The organism is Synechococcus sp. A18-25c, assembly GCF_014280035.1.
GTDB lineage: Bacteria > Cyanobacteriota > Cyanobacteriia > PCC-6307 > Cyanobiaceae > Synechococcus_C.
Genome location: NZ_CP047957.1, coordinates 689,180 through 706,275, shown reverse-complemented (window position 1 = coordinate 706,275; position 17,096 = coordinate 689,180). Strand labels below are relative to the sequence as shown.

General features: G+C 62.2%; 18 protein-coding genes. 8 read left to right on the top strand and 10 right to left on the bottom strand.

The features are described 5' to 3' along the window. Nucleotides 1-192 precede the first annotated feature (192 nt). Nucleotides 193-1,656, top strand: coding sequence for a F0F1 ATP synthase subunit beta (atpD, locus tag SynA1825c_RS03670; RefSeq protein ID WP_186470329.1), 1,464 nt, complete (start codon nt 193-195; stop codon nt 1,654-1,656). Between the two features lie 77 nt (nt 1,657-1,733). Further along, nucleotides 1,734-2,144 (top strand): ATP synthase F1 subunit epsilon, encoded by a 411-nt coding sequence (gene atpC / locus SynA1825c_RS03665; protein WP_186470328.1) that lies wholly within the window; start codon nt 1,734-1,736, stop codon nt 2,142-2,144. A 71-nt stretch (nt 2,145-2,215) separates the two neighbouring features. Here atpC and SynA1825c_RS03660 read toward each other — a convergent pair whose 3' ends face one another. Both SynA1825c_RS03660 and SynA1825c_RS03655 read right to left on the bottom strand, forming a co-directional pair. Continuing rightward, nucleotides 2,216-2,860, bottom strand: a complete 645-nt coding sequence (locus SynA1825c_RS03660; RefSeq protein ID WP_186470327.1) for a hypothetical protein — start codon at nt 2,858-2,860, stop codon at nt 2,216-2,218. Nucleotides 2,861-2,962: 102 nt separating this feature from the next. Further along, entirely contained in the window at nt 2,963-3,472 is a 510-nt protein-coding gene (locus SynA1825c_RS03655; protein WP_186470326.1) for a 30S ribosomal protein PSRP-3, read from the bottom strand. 79 nt (nt 3,473-3,551) lie between these two features. On the opposite strand from SynA1825c_RS03655, the gene SynA1825c_RS03650 reads away from it, so the two are divergent. Continuing rightward, complete coding sequence (locus SynA1825c_RS03650; RefSeq protein WP_186470325.1) at nt 3,552-4,307, top strand: TIGR01548 family HAD-type hydrolase; 756 nt, start codon at nt 3,552-3,554, stop codon at nt 4,305-4,307. A gap of 187 nt (nt 4,308-4,494) precedes the next feature. On the opposite strand, the gene SynA1825c_RS03645 is transcribed toward SynA1825c_RS03650, so the two are convergent. After that, nucleotides 4,495-5,847 carry an aminopeptidase P N-terminal domain-containing protein gene (locus SynA1825c_RS03645; protein ID WP_255478444.1) on the bottom strand — a complete coding sequence of 451 codons (1,353 nt, stop codon included), beginning with the start codon at nt 5,845-5,847 and terminating at the stop codon, nt 4,495-4,497. 53 nt (nt 5,848-5,900) lie between these two features. On the opposite strand from SynA1825c_RS03645, the gene SynA1825c_RS03640 reads away from it, so the two are divergent. Genes SynA1825c_RS03640 through ald form a run of 5 tightly spaced genes read left to right on the top strand, consistent with a single transcriptional unit; the run spans nt 5,901 to nt 11,720 of the window. Beyond that, nucleotides 5,901-6,914: a CNNM domain-containing protein gene (locus SynA1825c_RS03640; RefSeq protein ID WP_186470324.1), complete on the top strand. Its 1,014-nt coding sequence runs from the start codon at nt 5,901-5,903 to the stop codon at nt 6,912-6,914. Further along, entirely contained in the window at nt 6,911-8,221 is a 1,311-nt protein-coding gene (locus SynA1825c_RS03635) for a GTP-binding protein (RefSeq protein ID WP_186470323.1), read from the top strand. The genes SynA1825c_RS03640 and SynA1825c_RS03635 overlap by 4 nt, the downstream gene beginning before the upstream one ends. A 2-nt stretch (nt 8,222-8,223) precedes the next feature. After that, nucleotides 8,224-8,799, top strand: a complete 576-nt coding sequence (locus tag SynA1825c_RS03630; protein WP_186470322.1) for a nicotinate-nucleotide adenylyltransferase — start codon at nt 8,224-8,226, stop codon at nt 8,797-8,799. Nucleotides 8,800-8,805: 6 nt separating this feature from the next. Continuing rightward, on the top strand, nt 8,806-10,551 hold the full coding sequence (locus SynA1825c_RS03625) for an NAD+ synthase (RefSeq protein ID WP_186470321.1): 1,746 nt from the start codon (nt 8,806-8,808) through the stop codon (nt 10,549-10,551). Between the two features lie 29 nt (nt 10,552-10,580). Beyond that, nucleotides 10,581-11,720: an alanine dehydrogenase gene (gene ald, locus SynA1825c_RS03620; protein WP_186470320.1), complete on the top strand. Its 1,140-nt coding sequence runs from the start codon at nt 10,581-10,583 to the stop codon at nt 11,718-11,720. A 4-nt stretch (nt 11,721-11,724) separates the two neighbouring features. On the opposite strand, the gene SynA1825c_RS03615 is transcribed toward ald, so the two are convergent. The 7 genes from SynA1825c_RS03615 to atpA all read right to left on the bottom strand — a co-directional run bounded on the left by SynA1825c_RS03615 (nt 11,725) and on the right by atpA (nt 17,068). After that, nucleotides 11,725-12,159: a YchJ family protein gene (locus SynA1825c_RS03615; RefSeq protein WP_186470319.1), complete on the bottom strand. Its 435-nt coding sequence runs from the start codon at nt 12,157-12,159 to the stop codon at nt 11,725-11,727. After that, complete coding sequence (locus SynA1825c_RS03610; protein WP_186470996.1) at nt 12,159-13,190, bottom strand: DUF3326 domain-containing protein; 1,032 nt, start codon at nt 13,188-13,190, stop codon at nt 12,159-12,161. The genes SynA1825c_RS03615 and SynA1825c_RS03610 overlap by 1 nt, the downstream gene beginning before the upstream one ends. A 20-nt stretch (nt 13,191-13,210) precedes the next feature. After that, on the bottom strand, nt 13,211-13,414 hold the full coding sequence (locus SynA1825c_RS03605) for a hypothetical protein (RefSeq protein ID WP_186471254.1): 204 nt from the start codon (nt 13,412-13,414) through the stop codon (nt 13,211-13,213). Continuing rightward, nucleotides 13,411-13,746: a 2Fe-2S iron-sulfur cluster-binding protein gene (locus SynA1825c_RS03600; RefSeq protein WP_186470318.1), complete on the bottom strand. Its 336-nt coding sequence runs from the start codon at nt 13,744-13,746 to the stop codon at nt 13,411-13,413. The genes SynA1825c_RS03605 and SynA1825c_RS03600 overlap by 4 nt, the downstream gene beginning before the upstream one ends. Nucleotides 13,747-13,778: 32 nt before the next feature. Then, nucleotides 13,779-14,480, bottom strand: coding sequence for a TIGR02466 family protein (locus SynA1825c_RS03595; protein ID WP_255478443.1), 702 nt, complete (start codon nt 14,478-14,480; stop codon nt 13,779-13,781). A gap of 106 nt (nt 14,481-14,586) precedes the next feature. Next, a complete protein-coding gene (locus SynA1825c_RS03590; protein ID WP_186470316.1) occupies nt 14,587-15,537 on the bottom strand; it encodes a F0F1 ATP synthase subunit gamma in 951 nt (316 codons plus the stop codon). Between the two features lie 10 nt (nt 15,538-15,547). Further along, nucleotides 15,548-17,068 (bottom strand): F0F1 ATP synthase subunit alpha, encoded by a 1,521-nt coding sequence (gene atpA, locus SynA1825c_RS03585; RefSeq protein WP_186470315.1) that lies wholly within the window; start codon nt 17,066-17,068, stop codon nt 15,548-15,550. Nucleotides 17,069-17,096: the final 28 nt, after the last annotated feature.

Below are 17,096 nucleotides of genomic sequence, written 5' to 3'. Positions count from 1 at the left end.
GCATTGGCGCCAATTCGACTCGAGCTGGCACTCAAGGTCGACGATTGCCAACCTATGACCGGGCTTCGCCTTCCGACCATGCGCCAGGCGTGCGGGTGACCGAACCCCCTTGGGATCAACCGCGGCGGTGGTATCGTTGCGCCGCTCAGGAAGGGAAAGCTTTACCCGCCTCCCTCACACATTTCCTTACTTATGGCCGCTGCTGCTCCCGCTTCCGCCGGTACCAAAGGCGTTGTCCGCCAGGTGATTGGCCCGGTGTTGGACGTGGAATTCCCCGCCGGCAAGCTGCCCAAAATCCTCAACGCGTTACGCATCGAAGGCAAGAATCCTGCAGGCCAGAACGTGGCCCTGACCGCCGAAGTGCAACAACTGCTGGGCGATCACCGAGTTCGCGCCGTGGCCATGAGTGGCACGGATGGTCTGGTCCGTGGCATGGAAGCCGTCGACACCGGCGCTGCCATCTCCGTTCCCGTGGGTGAAGCCACCCTCGGCCGCATTTTCAACGTGCTGGGTGAGCCTGTCGACGAGCAGGGTCCCGTCACCACCTCCGAGACCGCCCCAATCCACCGAGAAGCTCCGAAGCTCACCGAGCTCGAAACCAAGCCCAAGGTGTTTGAAACCGGGATCAAGGTGATTGACCTTCTGGCTCCCTATCGCCAGGGCGGCAAGGTCGGTCTGTTCGGTGGTGCCGGTGTGGGCAAAACCGTGTTGATTCAGGAGCTGATCAACAACATCGCGAAAGAACACGGCGGCGTCTCTGTCTTCGGCGGTGTGGGTGAGCGCACCCGTGAGGGCAACGACCTCTACGAGGAGTTCAAGGAGTCCGGAGTGATCAACTCCGAAGACCTGTCCAAGTCGAAGGTGGCCCTCTGCTACGGCCAGATGAATGAGCCCCCCGGCGCCCGCATGCGCGTGGGTCTCTCCGCTCTGACCATGGCTGAGCACTTCCGTGACGTGAACAAGCAGGACGTGCTGCTGTTTGTCGACAACATCTTCCGCTTCGTCCAGGCCGGCTCCGAAGTGTCCGCACTGCTGGGCCGTATGCCATCCGCTGTGGGCTACCAGCCCACCCTGGGCACCGACGTGGGCGCGCTTCAGGAGCGTGTTGCCTCCACCGTGGAAGGTTCGATCACTTCGATCCAAGCCGTTTACGTGCCTGCTGACGACCTCACCGACCCGGCACCGGCCACCACTTTTGCTCACCTGGACGCCACCACGGTTCTGAACCGTGCCCTGGCTTCCAAGGGCATCTATCCCGCTGTGGACCCTCTGGATTCCACCAGCACCATGCTTCAGCCGGCTGTCGTTGGGGACGAGCACTACCGCACCGCCCGTGCCGTGCAGTCCACCCTGCAGCGTTACAAGGAACTTCAGGACATCATCGCCATCCTGGGTCTCGACGAACTCTCCGAAGACGACCGTCAGACCGTTGATCGCGCTCGCAAGATCGAGAAATTCCTGTCCCAGCCCTTCTTCGTGGCTGAGATCTTCACCGGCATGCCTGGCAAGTACGTGAAGCTGGAAGAAACCATCAGCGGTTTCAACCAGATCCTGGCTGGTGAGCTCGACCACCTGCCCGAGCAGGCTTTCTACCTCGTGGGCAACATCGAGGAAGTTAAGGCCAAGGCCGCCAAGATCGCTGAAGAAGCCAAGTGATCATCCGGGGAGCATGAGTTTATGCTCCCCGTTGTTCCACTCAGCGCCACCGCTCCTCCACCAAGCTCTCCTTCCCCATGTCCCTCACCCTCCGCGTGCTGGCACCCAACCAGAGCGTGTTCGACGGCCCTGCCGATGAGGTGATCCTGCCCAGCACCACCGGCCAACTCGGCATCCTTCCAGGTCACGTCTCCCTTCTGGCAGCGCTTGACGTGGGTGTGCTGCGCGTCCGCGATCAAGGCACCTGGCAATGCATTGCCTTGATGGGCGGGTTTGCCGAAGTTGAAGCTGATGATGTCACCATCCTGGTGAACTCAGCGGAGCTGGGCACATCCATCGACAGCAGCACTGCAGACAGTGAGCTCCAGGCCGCGCGCAGTGCTGTGAGCAAGATGGAAGGTCAACCTGCGTCCGCAGAGAAAGTCAAAGCTCAACAGAGTCTCGATCGCGCCCGTGCTCGAGCCCAGGCCGCCAAGAATCAAGACTGAATCATTGGATTGAAAACCCTTGGTTCACTTCCGGGAACGCCAGTTCCCGGATTTTTTTTGACTTGAATTAATTAGCGGATATTGTCCAACACCTGCTTTTTGAGTTCGTTCATGGTCTGAGCATTGTCCGAATCCCAGGTGATGTCCCACACCGGAACATCTAGGAACTGCGCCAGCCTGTGCGCATCCTGCCGCAGCCAACTCAAGATGGCGTGATCAATCAGATTCAGTCGCCCGCCACGATGATTGACCAGATTCAGTTCATAACTCATAAAAAATGTGCGCCGATAAGTCATCCCGTAGGTATCGCCAGTAAAAACCCGTTCAGGAATCACTTGAACGGCATGGATGCTTGAAAGACGACCCTCCACTAAGCGCTTCGAAGGTGCAACCAGTCGTTGTTCCCAAAACCAGCCTGATCGAAAATCAAAGACCACTGTGCGCAGGGTGAAGCCAAAAATAGGCGTGGCAATCAACAGAATCGTTAGCAACGCGAAGGCTGATCCCTGCCCATCCGTGATGAATTGCCAGATCAATAACACCAGTCCACTGACCTCACTCAGGATCAACAGCGGCCTGTTCAGCGGAACATTGGGTCGCAACTCCGCCCAACCCCCAGCCTCATCAATAACCAGGCGATGCGTCGGCCAACTGTGTCCACGCAAGGCAAGCGGAGTCCAGTTCGTGCGCGTAATGACTGGATCATCGTTCTCCATCAGCGCATGATTTCAGACGGTTCGTGCTCAACTCTGAACCACCAGACAAAAAAAAACGACCTGCTGATGCAGGTCGTGGCGGAAAGACCCTGAACCAACAAATCAGGCAGTGCCGCAGAAGGTGACGTCGGGAAACTTGAGCTTCGCGTCATCGAGGCTCTTGCCCTTGCCTTCTTCTTGCCAGTAATTAATCACCTCAGTGGCCTTGTTCAGTACTTCGACACGCTCGTTGTCGGTGATCCAGCTCTTGCCTTCCAGCTCACTCTTGAGGGTTTCCCACGCATCCTCACGGGGCCAGAAGAAGTAGGCGGTGAGAGGGCTCGGACCGCCACCGACGATCTGATCGACAGCCAGTGCCACGTTGTCGGGCAGCCAGAGGATCTTCAGAAGGAAGCGACCTTCATCAGCCTTTGGGGTGTAGCCGGAGGGCACACCGTCAGCGTCGATGGTGGCGGAAGCGAGGGCGGCGTTACCGCCACGCATCACCGGACGGCCTTCCTTTGGCTCTTGCTGCTGATCAGCGTCGCTGCTGGTGCTCTGGGGAGCCTGATCAGCTGTCGCTGCCTCGGCGGTGACCTCCTGGTCGACGGCAGCGCCTTCGGAAACCGTCATGGTGTCAGCGCTCAAGAATCAAGGACAAACAACTAACCTACCAGCCGCCATAACCCTGTTCCTGATTCGGCGACCAGTCATGAGTCAACTGCTGCTGTTTGACATCGACGGAGTGATCCGCGATGTGGCTGGCAGCTACCGCAAAGCACTTCAGTCCACCGTGGAGCACTACAGCGGCTGGAGGCCGAGCCCCTCGGCCATAGATGCCCTCAAGGGAGAAGGATGCTGGAACAACGACTGGGATGCCAGTCTTGAACTCCTGCGCAGACATGGGGCCCCTCTCCCCAAACGCCAGGCGCTGATCGAGATCTTCAGCAACTTCTATTTTGGTGGTGATCCCGATGGTGATCCCAGCGGTTGGAAGGGTTTCATCCGCGATGAACCGCTGCTGGTAAGCGCTGATTTCTTCAGCGCGATCCACAACCTGGGATGGACCTGGGGCTTCGTCAGCGGTGCCGAACCGCCATCAGCCCGCTTCGTGCTGGAGCAGCGTCTCAGGCTGGCAACACCGCCGCTGATCGCCATGGGTGATGCACCCGATAAGCCGGATCCGCGCGGCTTGATTCAGCTCAGCAACAACCTGTTGAGTGACGAATCCGGCGGGACCGTCGCCTACCTGGGCGACACAGTTGCTGATGTGCAAACCGTGGTCAACGCACGCAGCGCCTGTACTGAGCGCCGCTGGATCAGCCTCGCGGTCGCGCCCCCTCATCTTCGGCCAGGCAGTCCTGAACGCAGGGCCTACGAGCAGCAACTGCGCGATGCCGGAGCCGACCAAATCCTTCCTGACACCCGCTCAGCCACGCAATGGCTGGAACGGCAGACAGGACGCTGAGGATCGGGCCAACGGGAGAGGAACCTCCGGATTCCACGACCAGCACACCGCACTGGTCTCAGGATGTCCAGGACATGCGAACAGGGCTTTTGATACTCGCTCTGCGTATCGGCGCCGGTGGTGATGAGCAGCGAGCTGATGCAGCCGGAGGTGTGCCTGGGCTGGCTCACGCTTGACCTGGCATGCGTTAGCGCTCCATGGCCTGCACTGCCTTCAAAGCCTCCACACTGAGCACTTCATGGCCACAGGCCACATCCTCACGATCACGGACCGCCACATCGTCCTCAATGCGGATGCCGATGCCCTTCCAGCGATCGTCGATAGGCGGCTGTCCTTCGGGGACCGCCAGACGATCACTCACGTAGAGGCCGGGCTCCACCGTGAGCACCATGCCGGGCTCCAGCTCAACGTGATGCTCACCGAGGCGGTAAGCGCCCACATCGTGCACATCGAGACCCAACCAGTGACCAGTGCGGTGCATATAGAGATGGCGATAAGCCCCCTGTTCGATCAAGCCATCCACATCCCCGAGGAGCAGGCCTAGGTCCACGAGCCCTTCCACCATCACCCGAACGGCTGTGGCGTGCACATCTTCGGCCGTCTGGCCTGGATGGACGCTGGCGATTGCCGCTTCCTGCGCAGCGAGCACCAGCGAATAGAGCTCACGCTGCTCACCGGTGAAACGACCACCGACGGGGAAGGTGCGCGTGATGTCGCTGTTGTAATAATCCGGCAGCGAACAACCGGCATCGATCAACAGCAGGTCTCCCTCCTGGAGCGTGTCTCGGTTGTCGATGTAATGCAGAACGCAAGCGTTGTCTCCGCCCGCAACGATGGAGCTATAAGCAGCACCACGGGCTCCATGCTCGAGGAAGTGCTGTTCAATCAAAGCCTGCACCTGACGCTCCGTCATGCCCGGTCGAACGGCAGCTCTGGCCAGCTCATGGGCAGAGGCGGCGATTTTGCAGGCCTCGCGCATCCTCTCCAGCTCCGAGGGCTCCTTACGCAGACGCATGCGATGCAGCAGCGGACAAGGCGCCACCAACGCCAACGCCGCACGGCCGGTGCGCGGTGCCCGGTCCAGCTGCGTCGCCCAGGCGCGTAGCACCAGCGGCTCCACCAGCGGATGACTGCCGATGCGGTAGGCAATCCCCTCAGCGCCCTCCAGGTACTGCGGCAGTAAGGCATCCAGCTCGATGCGGGGATGCGCACAATCGGCACCGAAACGGTCGACGGCACCTTCACAACCCCAGCGGCGCCCGGTCCAGACCTCAGCGGAGGGCTCCCTGGGATTCACGAACAAAACGAACCGTTCACCCTCGGGACGGTGGGGCAGAAACAGTGCCACCGCATCAGGCTCATCCAGACCCGTGAGGTACCAGAAATCACTGTTCTGGCGGAACGGCCACTCGGTGTCGGCATGGTGGGTGACCAACGTTGAAGCGGGAATAACCGCAGCAGCCCCACCGAGTTCGGCCATGAACCGCCTGCGGCGGTCTGCGAAGACCTGAGCATCAAAAACAGGAGCGAGTACAGCCACGGCAGAGACAGGTCACCGGAGAAACGTCAGGATGGCAGGGAAAGCGTCTTGGCATGACCTCCGACCTGCTCATCCTTCTGCTGCTCGTGGTGGTGGTGCTGACCGGATCGGCGCTGTGCTCTGGCGTTGAAGCGGCGTTGCTCACGGTGAATCCCGTGCGCGTGCATGAACTCGCGGCCCGCCCCCGTCCGGTCACCGGCGCCCGCCGACTGGCTCAGCTTCGCCAGCGACTGGGACGGACGCTCTCCGTATTGGTAATCGCCAACAACGGCTTCAACATCTTTGGAAGCTTGATGCTGGGTGGCTATGCCTCCGTTGTCTTTAGCGAACGAATGGGTGCGGGCAGCATCGCGCTGCCGCTCTTCTCCGTGAGCCTCACGGTGTTGGTGATTCTGCTGGGCGAGATCCTGCCTAAGGCGATTGGCAGCCGCCTGGCCCTGCCTGTTTCCCTGGCGAGTGCTCCAGTGCTGCACTGGCTTGGCGTCATGATGCGCCCAATCGTGCTGCTGCTGGAACGACTGCTTCCAGCCATTACCGAGGAAAACGAGATCAGCACCGATGAGGAGGAGATCCGGCTGCTGGCAAAACTTGGATCGCAGAAGGGGCAGATCGAGGCCGATGAGGCCGCGATGATTTCCAAGGTGTTTCTCCTTAATGACCTCACGGCAAGGGATCTGATGACGCCCCGTGTGGCAGCGCCCACCCTCGATGGGGCCACCCGTCTGGAACAACTGCGCGCTGAGCTGCTCGACAATGAGGCCCAGTGGTGGGTTGTGCTGGGCGACGCCGTCGACAAAGTGCTGGGCGTGGCCAGCCGTGATCGCCTACTCACTGCCCTTGTGCGCAGTCAGGGACAACTCACACCGGCTGATCTGAGTGAGCCGGCTGAGTTCGTCCCCGAAATGATCCGAGCCGACCGCCTGCTCACCGCCTTCCGACGGGACAACAGCGGTGTTCGCGTCGTGGTGGATGAGTTCGGTGGGTTTGTTGGTGTGATCGGCCCGGAGGCGGTGCTGGCAGTGCTGGCGGGGTGGTGGCGCAAAACGGCCGCGGGTGTTGCGCCATGAGCGGCATCGGAGATCAGTGCCGCGACCGCCTGCTGGGGTGGCGTGCACAACTTGACCTTACTCCCCGGGAACAGGGCTTGCTCTCAGGGGCGCTGCGGCTGCTGGACCTTCAGCTGCAACGACTCGACAGCCACAGGCTGCGCATCGCGGTGTTCGGCCGAGTGGGTGTTGGCAAGTCCAGCCTGGTTAATGCGCTGGTGGGTCGCGACGTGATGGCCACTGACGTCGCCCATGGCTGCACACGCCATCAGCAGGCGGTGTCATGGCCACGTCCGATTCCCGGATTGCAAACCGTCGAACTGGTTGACACCCCAGGAATCGATGAGGTCGATGCACCGGCCCGGGCACGCCTGGCCGCCCGCGTCGCGCTGCATGCCGACCTCGTGCTGCTGGTGCTGGATGGAGATATCACCCGGGTGGAACTGGATGCCCTGGAAACGCTGCAGGCAATGGGCAAACCGGTGCTCACGGTGCTCAACCGCAGCGACTGCTGGCCCACCGATCAGCTGCCGGATCTGCTGCGCAGCATCCACGGTCGTTTGCCCTCAGGGCTGCCTGCCCCCCTGGCCGTCGCCGCCGCACCAAGACGTGCTGAGCAGCGGCCCGATGGCCGCATCCGCAGCCGGCAGCAGCCCGCCGATGTGGCGCCGCTGGAAATCTGTCTGGACACCCTTCTGGAGCAGCACGGCCACAGCCTGCTGCTGCTGAATACCCTTCGCCAGGCCGCCAAAATTCAGCAGCAGCTCGAAACTGGGCGTCTGCAACGCCGACGTCGGGAAGCCCAGGGCTTGATCGGTCGTTACGCCGCCCTCAAGGCCACCGGTGTGGCTGCCAATCCCCTGATATTGCTGGATCTGGCGGGGGGCATGGCCTGTGATGCCGCCCTTGTCCGCCATCTGTGCGAGCTCTACGACCTGCCCCTGGGGGGCCCGGCAGCCCGTCGGTTGCTGCGCCAGTTGAGCGGACAGAACGCCTTGCTGGGCGGTGCTCAACTGGGCCTGCAGGTGGCCCTCGGCTCCTTGCGGCAATTGCTGTTGTTGGCGGCTCCCTTCAGCGCAGGACTCACCCTGGCTCCGGCTGCACCCGTGGCGGTCGCCCAGGCTGCACTCGCTGTTCACACCACCCGTCGCACAGGACGTCTAACAGCGCGTTGGTTGCTCGAGGAGCGAGGTCGGGGCCGCCGCCAACCACCTGGTCCTGCCACGTTGCTGCGTCGACTGGCGCGATCAGACCACGGCATCTTTCAGCTGATGCGGGACTGGCCCCAGCCGCCATCGCGGCCGCCGCTGCCGTCGCTGCTGCCCTGACCATGGCTGACATCGCCCTGTTCGGCACCAGTGCCGACCCTCCCACTCGTGGCCATCAGGCGCTGTTGACTGGCCTGCTGGAGCACTACCCCCGGGTGGCCACATGGGCCAGCGACAACCCGATGAAACAGCACTCGGCTGATCTGAGCATGCGACGCGATTTGCTCCAAGCCCTGGTGCAGCACATCGCCGATCCAAGGCTGGAGCTGGCCCAGGAGCTCAGCAGTCCCTATGCGATCACCACCCTGGAGCGTGCGCGGAACCGCTGGCCAGGTCAACGCTTTTGTTTCGTGGTGGGCAGTGATCTGGCCGCCCAGATCCCCAGCTGGAAAAACAGCCGGGACTGGCTGTCGCACTGCGATCTGGGCATCGTGCCGCGAGACGGCTGGCCTCTTGCGGACAGTGCGCTCAACGCTCTGAACGCGTTGGGAGCCCGACTGCAGGTGTTGCCGCTCAGCATCCCTGGCACGGCCAGCTCCAAGGTGCGTCAAGCCGGTGAACGGGACCAGGTGCCCGAAAGCCTCACGCCGCTGCTGCTGAAGCACAATCTCTACGGATACAGCCTTCCCACCGCCTGACTGCCGATGCATGTCGCCCTGGCTCAGATCAATCCTGTGGTGGGCGATCTGCTTGGCAACGCCGACCGCATCCTGCAGGCCGTCGACAAGGTGATCGACACCGAAGCGACGCCTCCGGCCCTGATGGTGACGCCGGAGCTGTCGCTATGGGGCTATCCACCGCGAGATCTCCTGTTCAGCTCTGCTCACCTTCAGCAACAGACGGAAGCCCTTGAAGCGCTCTGCAAGGGCCTGGCCAGCCGTGGTTCGGCCATGGCCTTGCTGGTGGGCTTCGCGGATGCAGCAGACGATTCCCTCCATCCATCGCTGTTCAATGCCCTCGCACTGGTGGAGGCCGGAGGATGGCGTGTGGCAGCCCGCAAACAGCTGCTGCCCAGCTACGACGTGTTCGATGAAACGCGCTACTTCCGCCCCAGCCAGGGAGGTGCACACGTCACGCTGCGCCAGGGGGGACGGGACTGGCGGATTGGCCTCACCATCTGCGAAGACCTCTGGGTGGAGGACGAACTGCACGATCGCCGACTGGTGGGACCGGATCCTGTGGGGGGCCTGATCGACCAACACATTGACCTACTGATCAACTGCTCCGCCTCGCCCTTCGGACGTCGCAAGGCCGCACTGCGGCAGCGTCTGGCCTTCCGGGCTGCACAGCGGCTGCGCTGCCCTGTGGTCTATGTGAACCAGGTGGGGGGGAACGACGAACTGGTGTTTGATGGCGCCAGCTTCGTGATGGGAAGCAACAGCGAGACGCCGCTGCTGCAGCTACCGAGCTGTGTGACCACCACCGCAACCTGGAATGCAGAGGGAGCGGCACAAGCAGCCCAGAGCCTGAACACCGGACGCGCTACCGACCAAGAAGGCCTAAACAAAGCCAGTGACGAGCTGGAGCTGCTGTTCCGATCTCTGGTGACAGGGGTGAGGGACTACGCCGGAAAGTGTGGATTCGGCAAAGCCCTGCTCGGCCTCAGCGGAGGCATCGACTCCGCGCTGGTGGCGGTGATTGCCGCCGCAGCGCTGGGCACTGAGCAGGTGCAGACGCTGCTGATGCCATCGCCATGGAGTTCCACAGGATCGATCACCGATGCACTCACGCTCAGCGAGCGTCTGGGATTGGCCCATTCCATCGTTCCGATCGAAACCCTGATGGAAGGCTTTGAGACGACCTTGACCCCCACCCTCCAGGCCGCGCCCAGCGGTGTCACCGCAGAAAATCTGCAGTCGCGCATCCGCGGCACGCTGCTGATGGCCGTCGCCAACCAACAGGGACAACTGCTGCTCACCACCGGCAACAAATCCGAACTGGCCGTGGGCTATTGCACCCTTTACGGCGACATGAATGGTGGTCTCGCAGTGATTGGCGATCTCTACAAGTCGACCGTGTTCGCCCTATGCCGCTGGCTGGAAAGCGACGCCGCAGGCCCCTGCCGCAGCGAGCTCGGCCTGCCCGCTGAGGGCGCACTGATCGGAACAGCGATTCTCGAGAAACCGCCCAGCGCCGAGCTACGCCCAGACCAGAAGGACAGCGACTCGCTGCCCGACTACGACCGGCTGGATCCGTTGCTGATCGATCTGATCGAACATCGGCTCAGCGGGGATCAGCTGGTCGCAGCCGGTCATGATCCCAGGGATGTGGAGCGGATCGAACGCCTGTTCCGACGCGCGGAATTCAAACGCCGACAGGCCGCTCCTCTGCTGAAGATGAGCAGCCAGGCCTTCGGTAGCGGCTGGCGGCTGCCGATCGCGGCCGTCTGAGCCAGATTGAAGGGACGATTCCGCCCTCCATGGCCCATTCCGTCCTGACGGCACCGATGGCCACCATCGGCGTGCCCACCGAAATCAAAGCTGATGAGCAGCGGGTAGCGCTCACCCCCGATGCAGTGCGTGAACTGGTGACCCACGGCCTGGAGGTGCGCATCCAGCATGGTGCTGGGGCGGGAGCCGGAATCAGCGATGACGCTTTCGCCTCCGCAGGCGCTCGCCTGGTGGATCGCGAGGAGGCCTGGGGCGCCCACCTGGTGGTGAAAGTGAAGGAGCCTCAGCCGGAGGAGTTCGGCCTGCTGCGGGACGACATGGTGCTGTTCACCTATTTGCATCTGGCGGCCTACAGCAAGGTGGGGCAGGCACTGCTAGATGCAGGCACCACGGGCGTGGCCTATGAGACGGTGCAATTGGAAAACGGCAGCCTGCCGCTGCTGGCGCCGATGAGCGAAATCGCCGGACGCTTGGCAGCCCAGGTGGGTGCACGCCTGCTGGAACGTCCGAACGGTGGGCGCGGTGTGTTGATTGGAGGCTGCACCGGCGTCCGTCCAGCGAAGGTGGTGGTGCTGGGTGCCGGCACGGTGGGCTGGAATGCCGCCCGGCTCGCCGCCGCCATGGATGCCGAAGTGCTGCTGCTGGATCGATCGCCGGAGCGGTTGCGCAGCCTGGAAGTCGATCGCCGTGGACGCTTGATCAGCATGGTGAGCAGTCGCGGCTTGCTGGAGCGGCTGGTGCCAACAGCCGACCTGCTGATCGGTGCCGTGCTGACCCCCGGCGGTCGGGCGCCCACCCTGGTGGATGAAGAGATGGTCAGGCAGATGCAGCCCGGCTCGGCGATTGTGGATGTGGCCGTCGATCAGGGGGGCTGTGTCGCCACCAGCCGGGAGACCACACACACGAATCCAACGGTCTGCATTCACGGTGTGCAGCATTACGCCGTCGGCAATATGCCCGGCGCTGTGCCCTTCACATCCACGGAAGCCCTGGTGAGCGTGACGCTGCCCTACATCCTCGGCATTGCCGGACGCGGCCTGGAAGAAGCCGTAACCGAACGGCCGGAGTTGCTCTCAGGCCTGAACACCGTCAAGGGTGCGGTCTGTCACCCCGGCGTCGCCAAGGCCCTGGGCGTCCCCCCACGGCATCCGATGGCCTGCCTGCGTTGAAGCGTCAATCCAACGCGCGGATGTAAAGCCAATCACCCTCGGGGTCTCCATTGCGGCGTTGGAACAGCGACGTCTCACGGTGCACAAAGCGCTGGCCCCCGGCCGAGAAGACCGCCTCGAAACGCACGGTGCCCTCCAGATCATCGGCTGTACCGGCCTCGGTGGACAGAACCTTGAGACCGCGCCATCGACTGTCGCGACAGCTCTGTTTCAGCTCACGACGCCGTTGAGCAGGTGCTTCAGAGGGCATGGGATGGGTGGCGATCAGATAGTCGAGCTTCCCAAGGGCATAGGCGGAGTAACGCGAGCGCATCAGCGCTTCCGCCGTCGCAGCCTTGCGTTCACCACGGTGCAGAGGACCGCAGCAATGGTCGAGGGTGTCACCGCTGCCGCAGGGACACGGACACGATGCAGCGGCCGTAGCAAACCCCCGTGCCATCAGCTCAGCTCCCGCAAGCCAGGCAGAGGGCGCATCAAGGCCTGCGGCGCGATGCCCTCGCGCAGCGCCATCAGCAACCCGGCTGCCTCGGCGTAGGAGGAGGCCTTCAGCACCTGCTCGCCTAACGCCAAGGCCTCGGCCGTCACCGACAGCACGCCAGGGTTGTGAACGGCAATCACGGGAATACGGCGCTCAAGACAGGCGAGGACCGCTTCCCCGCCCAAGGCACCATCCGGCACGACCATGGCACCGAGCTGCTCCGCCGCCAGATCCTCGGCATGAACTGAACCGGAGGCGGCCACCAGCGACGGCGCCTGGGCCAGGCCCACCAGCACACAGGCAAGAAAGGTGTGTCCAAGTTCCTCTCCAGCCGCTCGGGGATCCAGATCAGGATCGAGAGGAAGCGCCCCTAGGGCCGGTGCATGCGCACAGGGGAGCTGCAGATGCCGGACCAGTAGATGACTGATCACCGCTTCAGCACCCGCCAAAGCATCCACGCCAGAACCATGGCGGTAGGCCTCCAGTGCGGTGGCGTCGGAATCCTCCGGAAAACGTGCGACCACAGCGATGGCTGTCGCACCGGCAGCCTTGAGCCGTTCTCCGGCTCGCAGCAACGCATCCGGTCGCTGCATGGTGCCCCAGCTCGCACCGCTCTCACCCTGCTCCAGCGTCACCCCCAACGGCACATCGCTGGTGACTACAGGGCCGATCTCCAAGCCGAGTGTGGCCCGACAGCCATCGGCCACCTGCAGATGCCGCTGGCGCAGATCAGCCTCGATGCCGGCATCCAGGAGCAATCCGATGCGTTGACGCCGCACGGGACGCAGCCGCAGATCACCTGCTGCGAAACGGTCAAGGGCATATCCCTCGACGTAGTGAATGCGGGGATCACGCCAGTAGAGGGCCGCACCGTTCATCACGTTCGGGTGCGTGATCAGACAACCGCTGGCTGCTGCCAGGCAGCGGGCACTGGGCAAGGCATCGCCCGCAAAGCCGCCGATCTCACAGCCGATCCCTGTGGGAACCACCATCAGGGTGGGAAGTGGTCGTGTCACGGCGTGTCCACCGTTGGTGTGAGGACAACGGCCTCCACCTGTACGCACTGCTGTCCAGCCGCATTGACGGCAAGACCTGTGATCGCCCATCGCAGCGGCTGCCCGTGGGGGTGCAACTGCTGATGCACCCAGCGACGCATCTCAACGATCCCTTGGTACTCAGGCCGAATCAGATCAAGCCTGAGCGACGTCAGCTTCACTTCTGGTACTGACCGAACTGGGCCTCATAGAGCGCATCTTCCTGACCGGCGATCACCTTCAGATCCGAACGGGGATAGGCCACACACAGGAGAGAGAAGCCGTCCTTGCGCAGATCCTCCTTCACTCCCATGGCATCCGGCTGATGCACCTCACCCTCACTGAGGCGGGCGGCGCAGGTGGTGCAAACCCCTGCACAACAGGAACTGGGCACCATCACCCCAGCCGCCTCAGCCGCCGAGAGCACGGTCTGATCGGCACGACACTGGAACTGATGCTGCTGACCATCCAACTCAACACTGATTGTGTAGGTGGCCACCGTTGATTCGCTCATCCTTCAGGGAACGTTCCAGGCATGGCATCCTCTCAGGGCACGGGCCGTTTGCAGCGCTGCCATTGGTGGGGATGGGGCGACATGTATTCCGAAGGACGGTCTGCAGCACGCGCAGTCAGCACGAAATCAAAACTGACGGAGACTCGCAACGCATCCTCCGTCTCGTTGGCCGCCACGCTGTGGTGCAACCGCGACGTGAACAACACCAGCAAACCCGGTTCCGAGGACAGCATCCATTCCGGCTGATTGCAGGGATGGTCATGGGTGATGGGCCCGCCATGGCCGACAGCCAAACCCGGAACCAGTTCGTTGAGCTGCTGCGGCGCGTGCAGACACAACGGCCCATCCACACCGCTGCCGTCACCGCTGAGATAGAGAACAGCACTGAGATGCGCATTGGGATGGTGGTGACGCCCGACCACTTGCCCCCACTCGCTGAGCACAGGCCAGCAGCGCTGCAGATGAAGATCGAGGCCATCGGCATCGAATCCCGTCATCGTCAGGTAGCGCCAGACGCGAGTCGTCACCTGATCCGCCAGGTCACGAAAATCAGGGTGCTCATGCAACTGCCACACACCATTGAGATCACCGGTCCAGGCGCAGCCCTCATCGGGATTGCTGGAAGCGTCACCCCGCATCGCCAGGAGCGTCTGCAGTTGAGCCGCCAGATCCAGCGGGTCAAGAACAAGGCGATCCGTTGCAACAACGGTGGGGAACAGATGGTGCAGCTCCACGGGCAGGCGATGACACCGCCTCCCCATCCTCGTTCAAGACCACTGAAGCGATCGGCAATAAAAAAGCCGGCCCTGGGACCGGCGAAGAAAAACGGTTGTGATGCGATCAACCAACAGCAGCAGCACCACCTGCCACCTCGAGAATCTCCTGCGTAATCGCAGCCTGACGTGCCTTGTTGTAATCCAGGGTGAGCGTCTTGGCGAGCGCCTTGGCATTGTCGCTGGCGTTGTTCATCGCCGTCATCCGGCTGGCCAGTTCGGATGCTGCCGATTCCTGCAGAGAGCGCAGCAACTGATTCTGCAGATACAGAGGAAGCAGTGCATTCAAGAGCTGCTCAGGGCTCTGCTCAAACACGATGTCGGAGGGAAGCTCCGGCTGGGTGTTGGCAGGAGCCGAACCCGACTCCACCCGCAGCTCACCATCTTTGGTGGTGAGACGGAAGATTTCATCATCCGCTTCTGCGATGCCCTGAGGATCGAGAGGCAGCAGAGTCTGAACGACAGGCTTGCAGCTCACCAAGTTGATGAACTTGGTGTAAATGATCTCAACGCGGTCGGTGGTTTCGGAGAGGAACTCCGCAAACACTTCATTGGCGATGGAACCGGCTTCATCAGCAGTGGGCACCTGCTCCAGGCCTGTGAAGGTGGCCTGAATCGGGTAGTTGCGGTTGGTGAAATAGCTGATGGCTTTGCGACCAATCAGCACCAGATCAACCTTGTAACCCTTGCTCTGAAGCTCAGCGAAACGCACTTCGGTGCGCTTGATGATGTTGGTGTTGTAACCGCCGCAGAGACCCCGGTCGCCGGTGACCGCGACGAGGGTGATCGACTCGACATTGCGCTGCTCCATCAAAGGAGCATCCGCGTCTTCAAACTGCATGCGCGTCTGAAGATTTTCCAGCAGGCGGGCAAGCCGGTCCGCAAAGGGACGGCTGCGCAACACCTGCTCTTGAGCGCGGCGAACCTTGGCCGCAGCCACGAGGCGCATGGCCTCGGTGATCTTGCGGGTGTTCTTGACCGATTTAATTCGGTCTCGGATCTCTTTGAGATTTGCCATGCCTCAGACCTCAGTTGGCGGTCGCCAGCATGGTGGAGGTCACTTCGGAGATGGCCTCCTTCAGCATGGTTTCAGCCTCGGGACTGAGAACTTTCTCGTCCTGAATCTTCTTGATGAACTCGGGCTTGTTGCTCTTCAGGTACTCGCGCAGTTCACGGGAGAACTGAACCACCTGTTCGACGGGAACATCGTCGATCAGACCCTTGACGCCGGCGTAGACGATGGCCACCTGCTCAGCCAGCACCAGGGGGCTGAACTGAGGCTGCTTGAGCAGCTCACGCAGACGCTTGCCGCGGCCCAGCTGCTTCTGGGTTGCAGCATCGAGATCGGAAGCGAACTGGGAGAACGCAGCCAGCTCGTCGAACTGAGCGAGCTCAAGCTTCAGGGTGCCGGCAATCTTTTTGATGGCCTTGGTCTGGGCTGCACCACCCACGCGGCTCACAGAAATACCGACGTTGATGGCGGGACGCAGACCGGAGTTGAACAGGTCGGAGCTCAGGAACACCTGACCATCCGTGATCGAAATCACGTTGGTGGGGATGTAGGCCGACACGTCGCCAGCTTGGGTTTCGATGATCGGCAGAGCGGTCATCGACCCCTTGCCCATGGCATCGGACAGCTTGGCGGCACGCTCCAGCAGACGGCTATGGCAGTAGAAGACGTCGCCGGGATAAGCCTCACGACCGGGCGGACGACGGAGCAGCAGTGACATCTGGCGATACGCCTGAGCCTGCTTGGAGAGATCGTCGTAAATCACCAGAGTGGCCTTGCCCTTGTACATGAAGTACTCGGCGATGGAGGCACCGGTGTAAGGAGCCAGATACTGCAGAGCAGCGGGCTCGGATGCGTTCGCCGCAACGATCACGGTGTAGTCGAGGGCGCCACGCTCACGCAGGACTTCGGTCACCTGAGCAACAGAGGCCGCCTTCTGGCCGATGGCCACATAGACGCAGACCACGTCCTGATCAGCCTGATTCAGGATGGTGTCAATGGCGATGGCGGTTTTACCGGTCTGACGGTCACCGATGATCAGCTCACGCTGACCACGACCGATTGGGATCATCGCGTCGATCGCGGTGATGCCGGTCTGCATCGGCTCATGAACCGACTTCCGCTGAATGATTCCGGGAGCGGGGGATTCGATCAGACGGGTCTCGGTGGTGCCGAGATCACCTTTGCCATCGAGAGGCACGCCCAGGGGGTTGACCACACGGCCAAGAAGGCTGTCGCCGACAGGCACAGAAGCGATCTTGCCGGTGGCGCGAACGGTGCTGCCTTCTTGGATGCCGAGGCCTTCACCCATCAGCACGGCACCGACGTTGTCGTCCTCAAGGTTGAGGGCGATGCCTTCAGTGCCGTCTTCAAACTCAACCAATTCACCGGCCATCACCTGCTGGAGGCCGTACACACGGGCGATACCGTCGCCCACCTGCAGAACCGAGCCCACGTTGCTGACCGAAACGGACTTGTCGTAGTCCTCGATCTGCTGTTTGAGGATGGCGCTGATCTCGTCAGGACGGATGGAAACCATGGCGGGTAATCCCTGGGAAAGGGCGTGA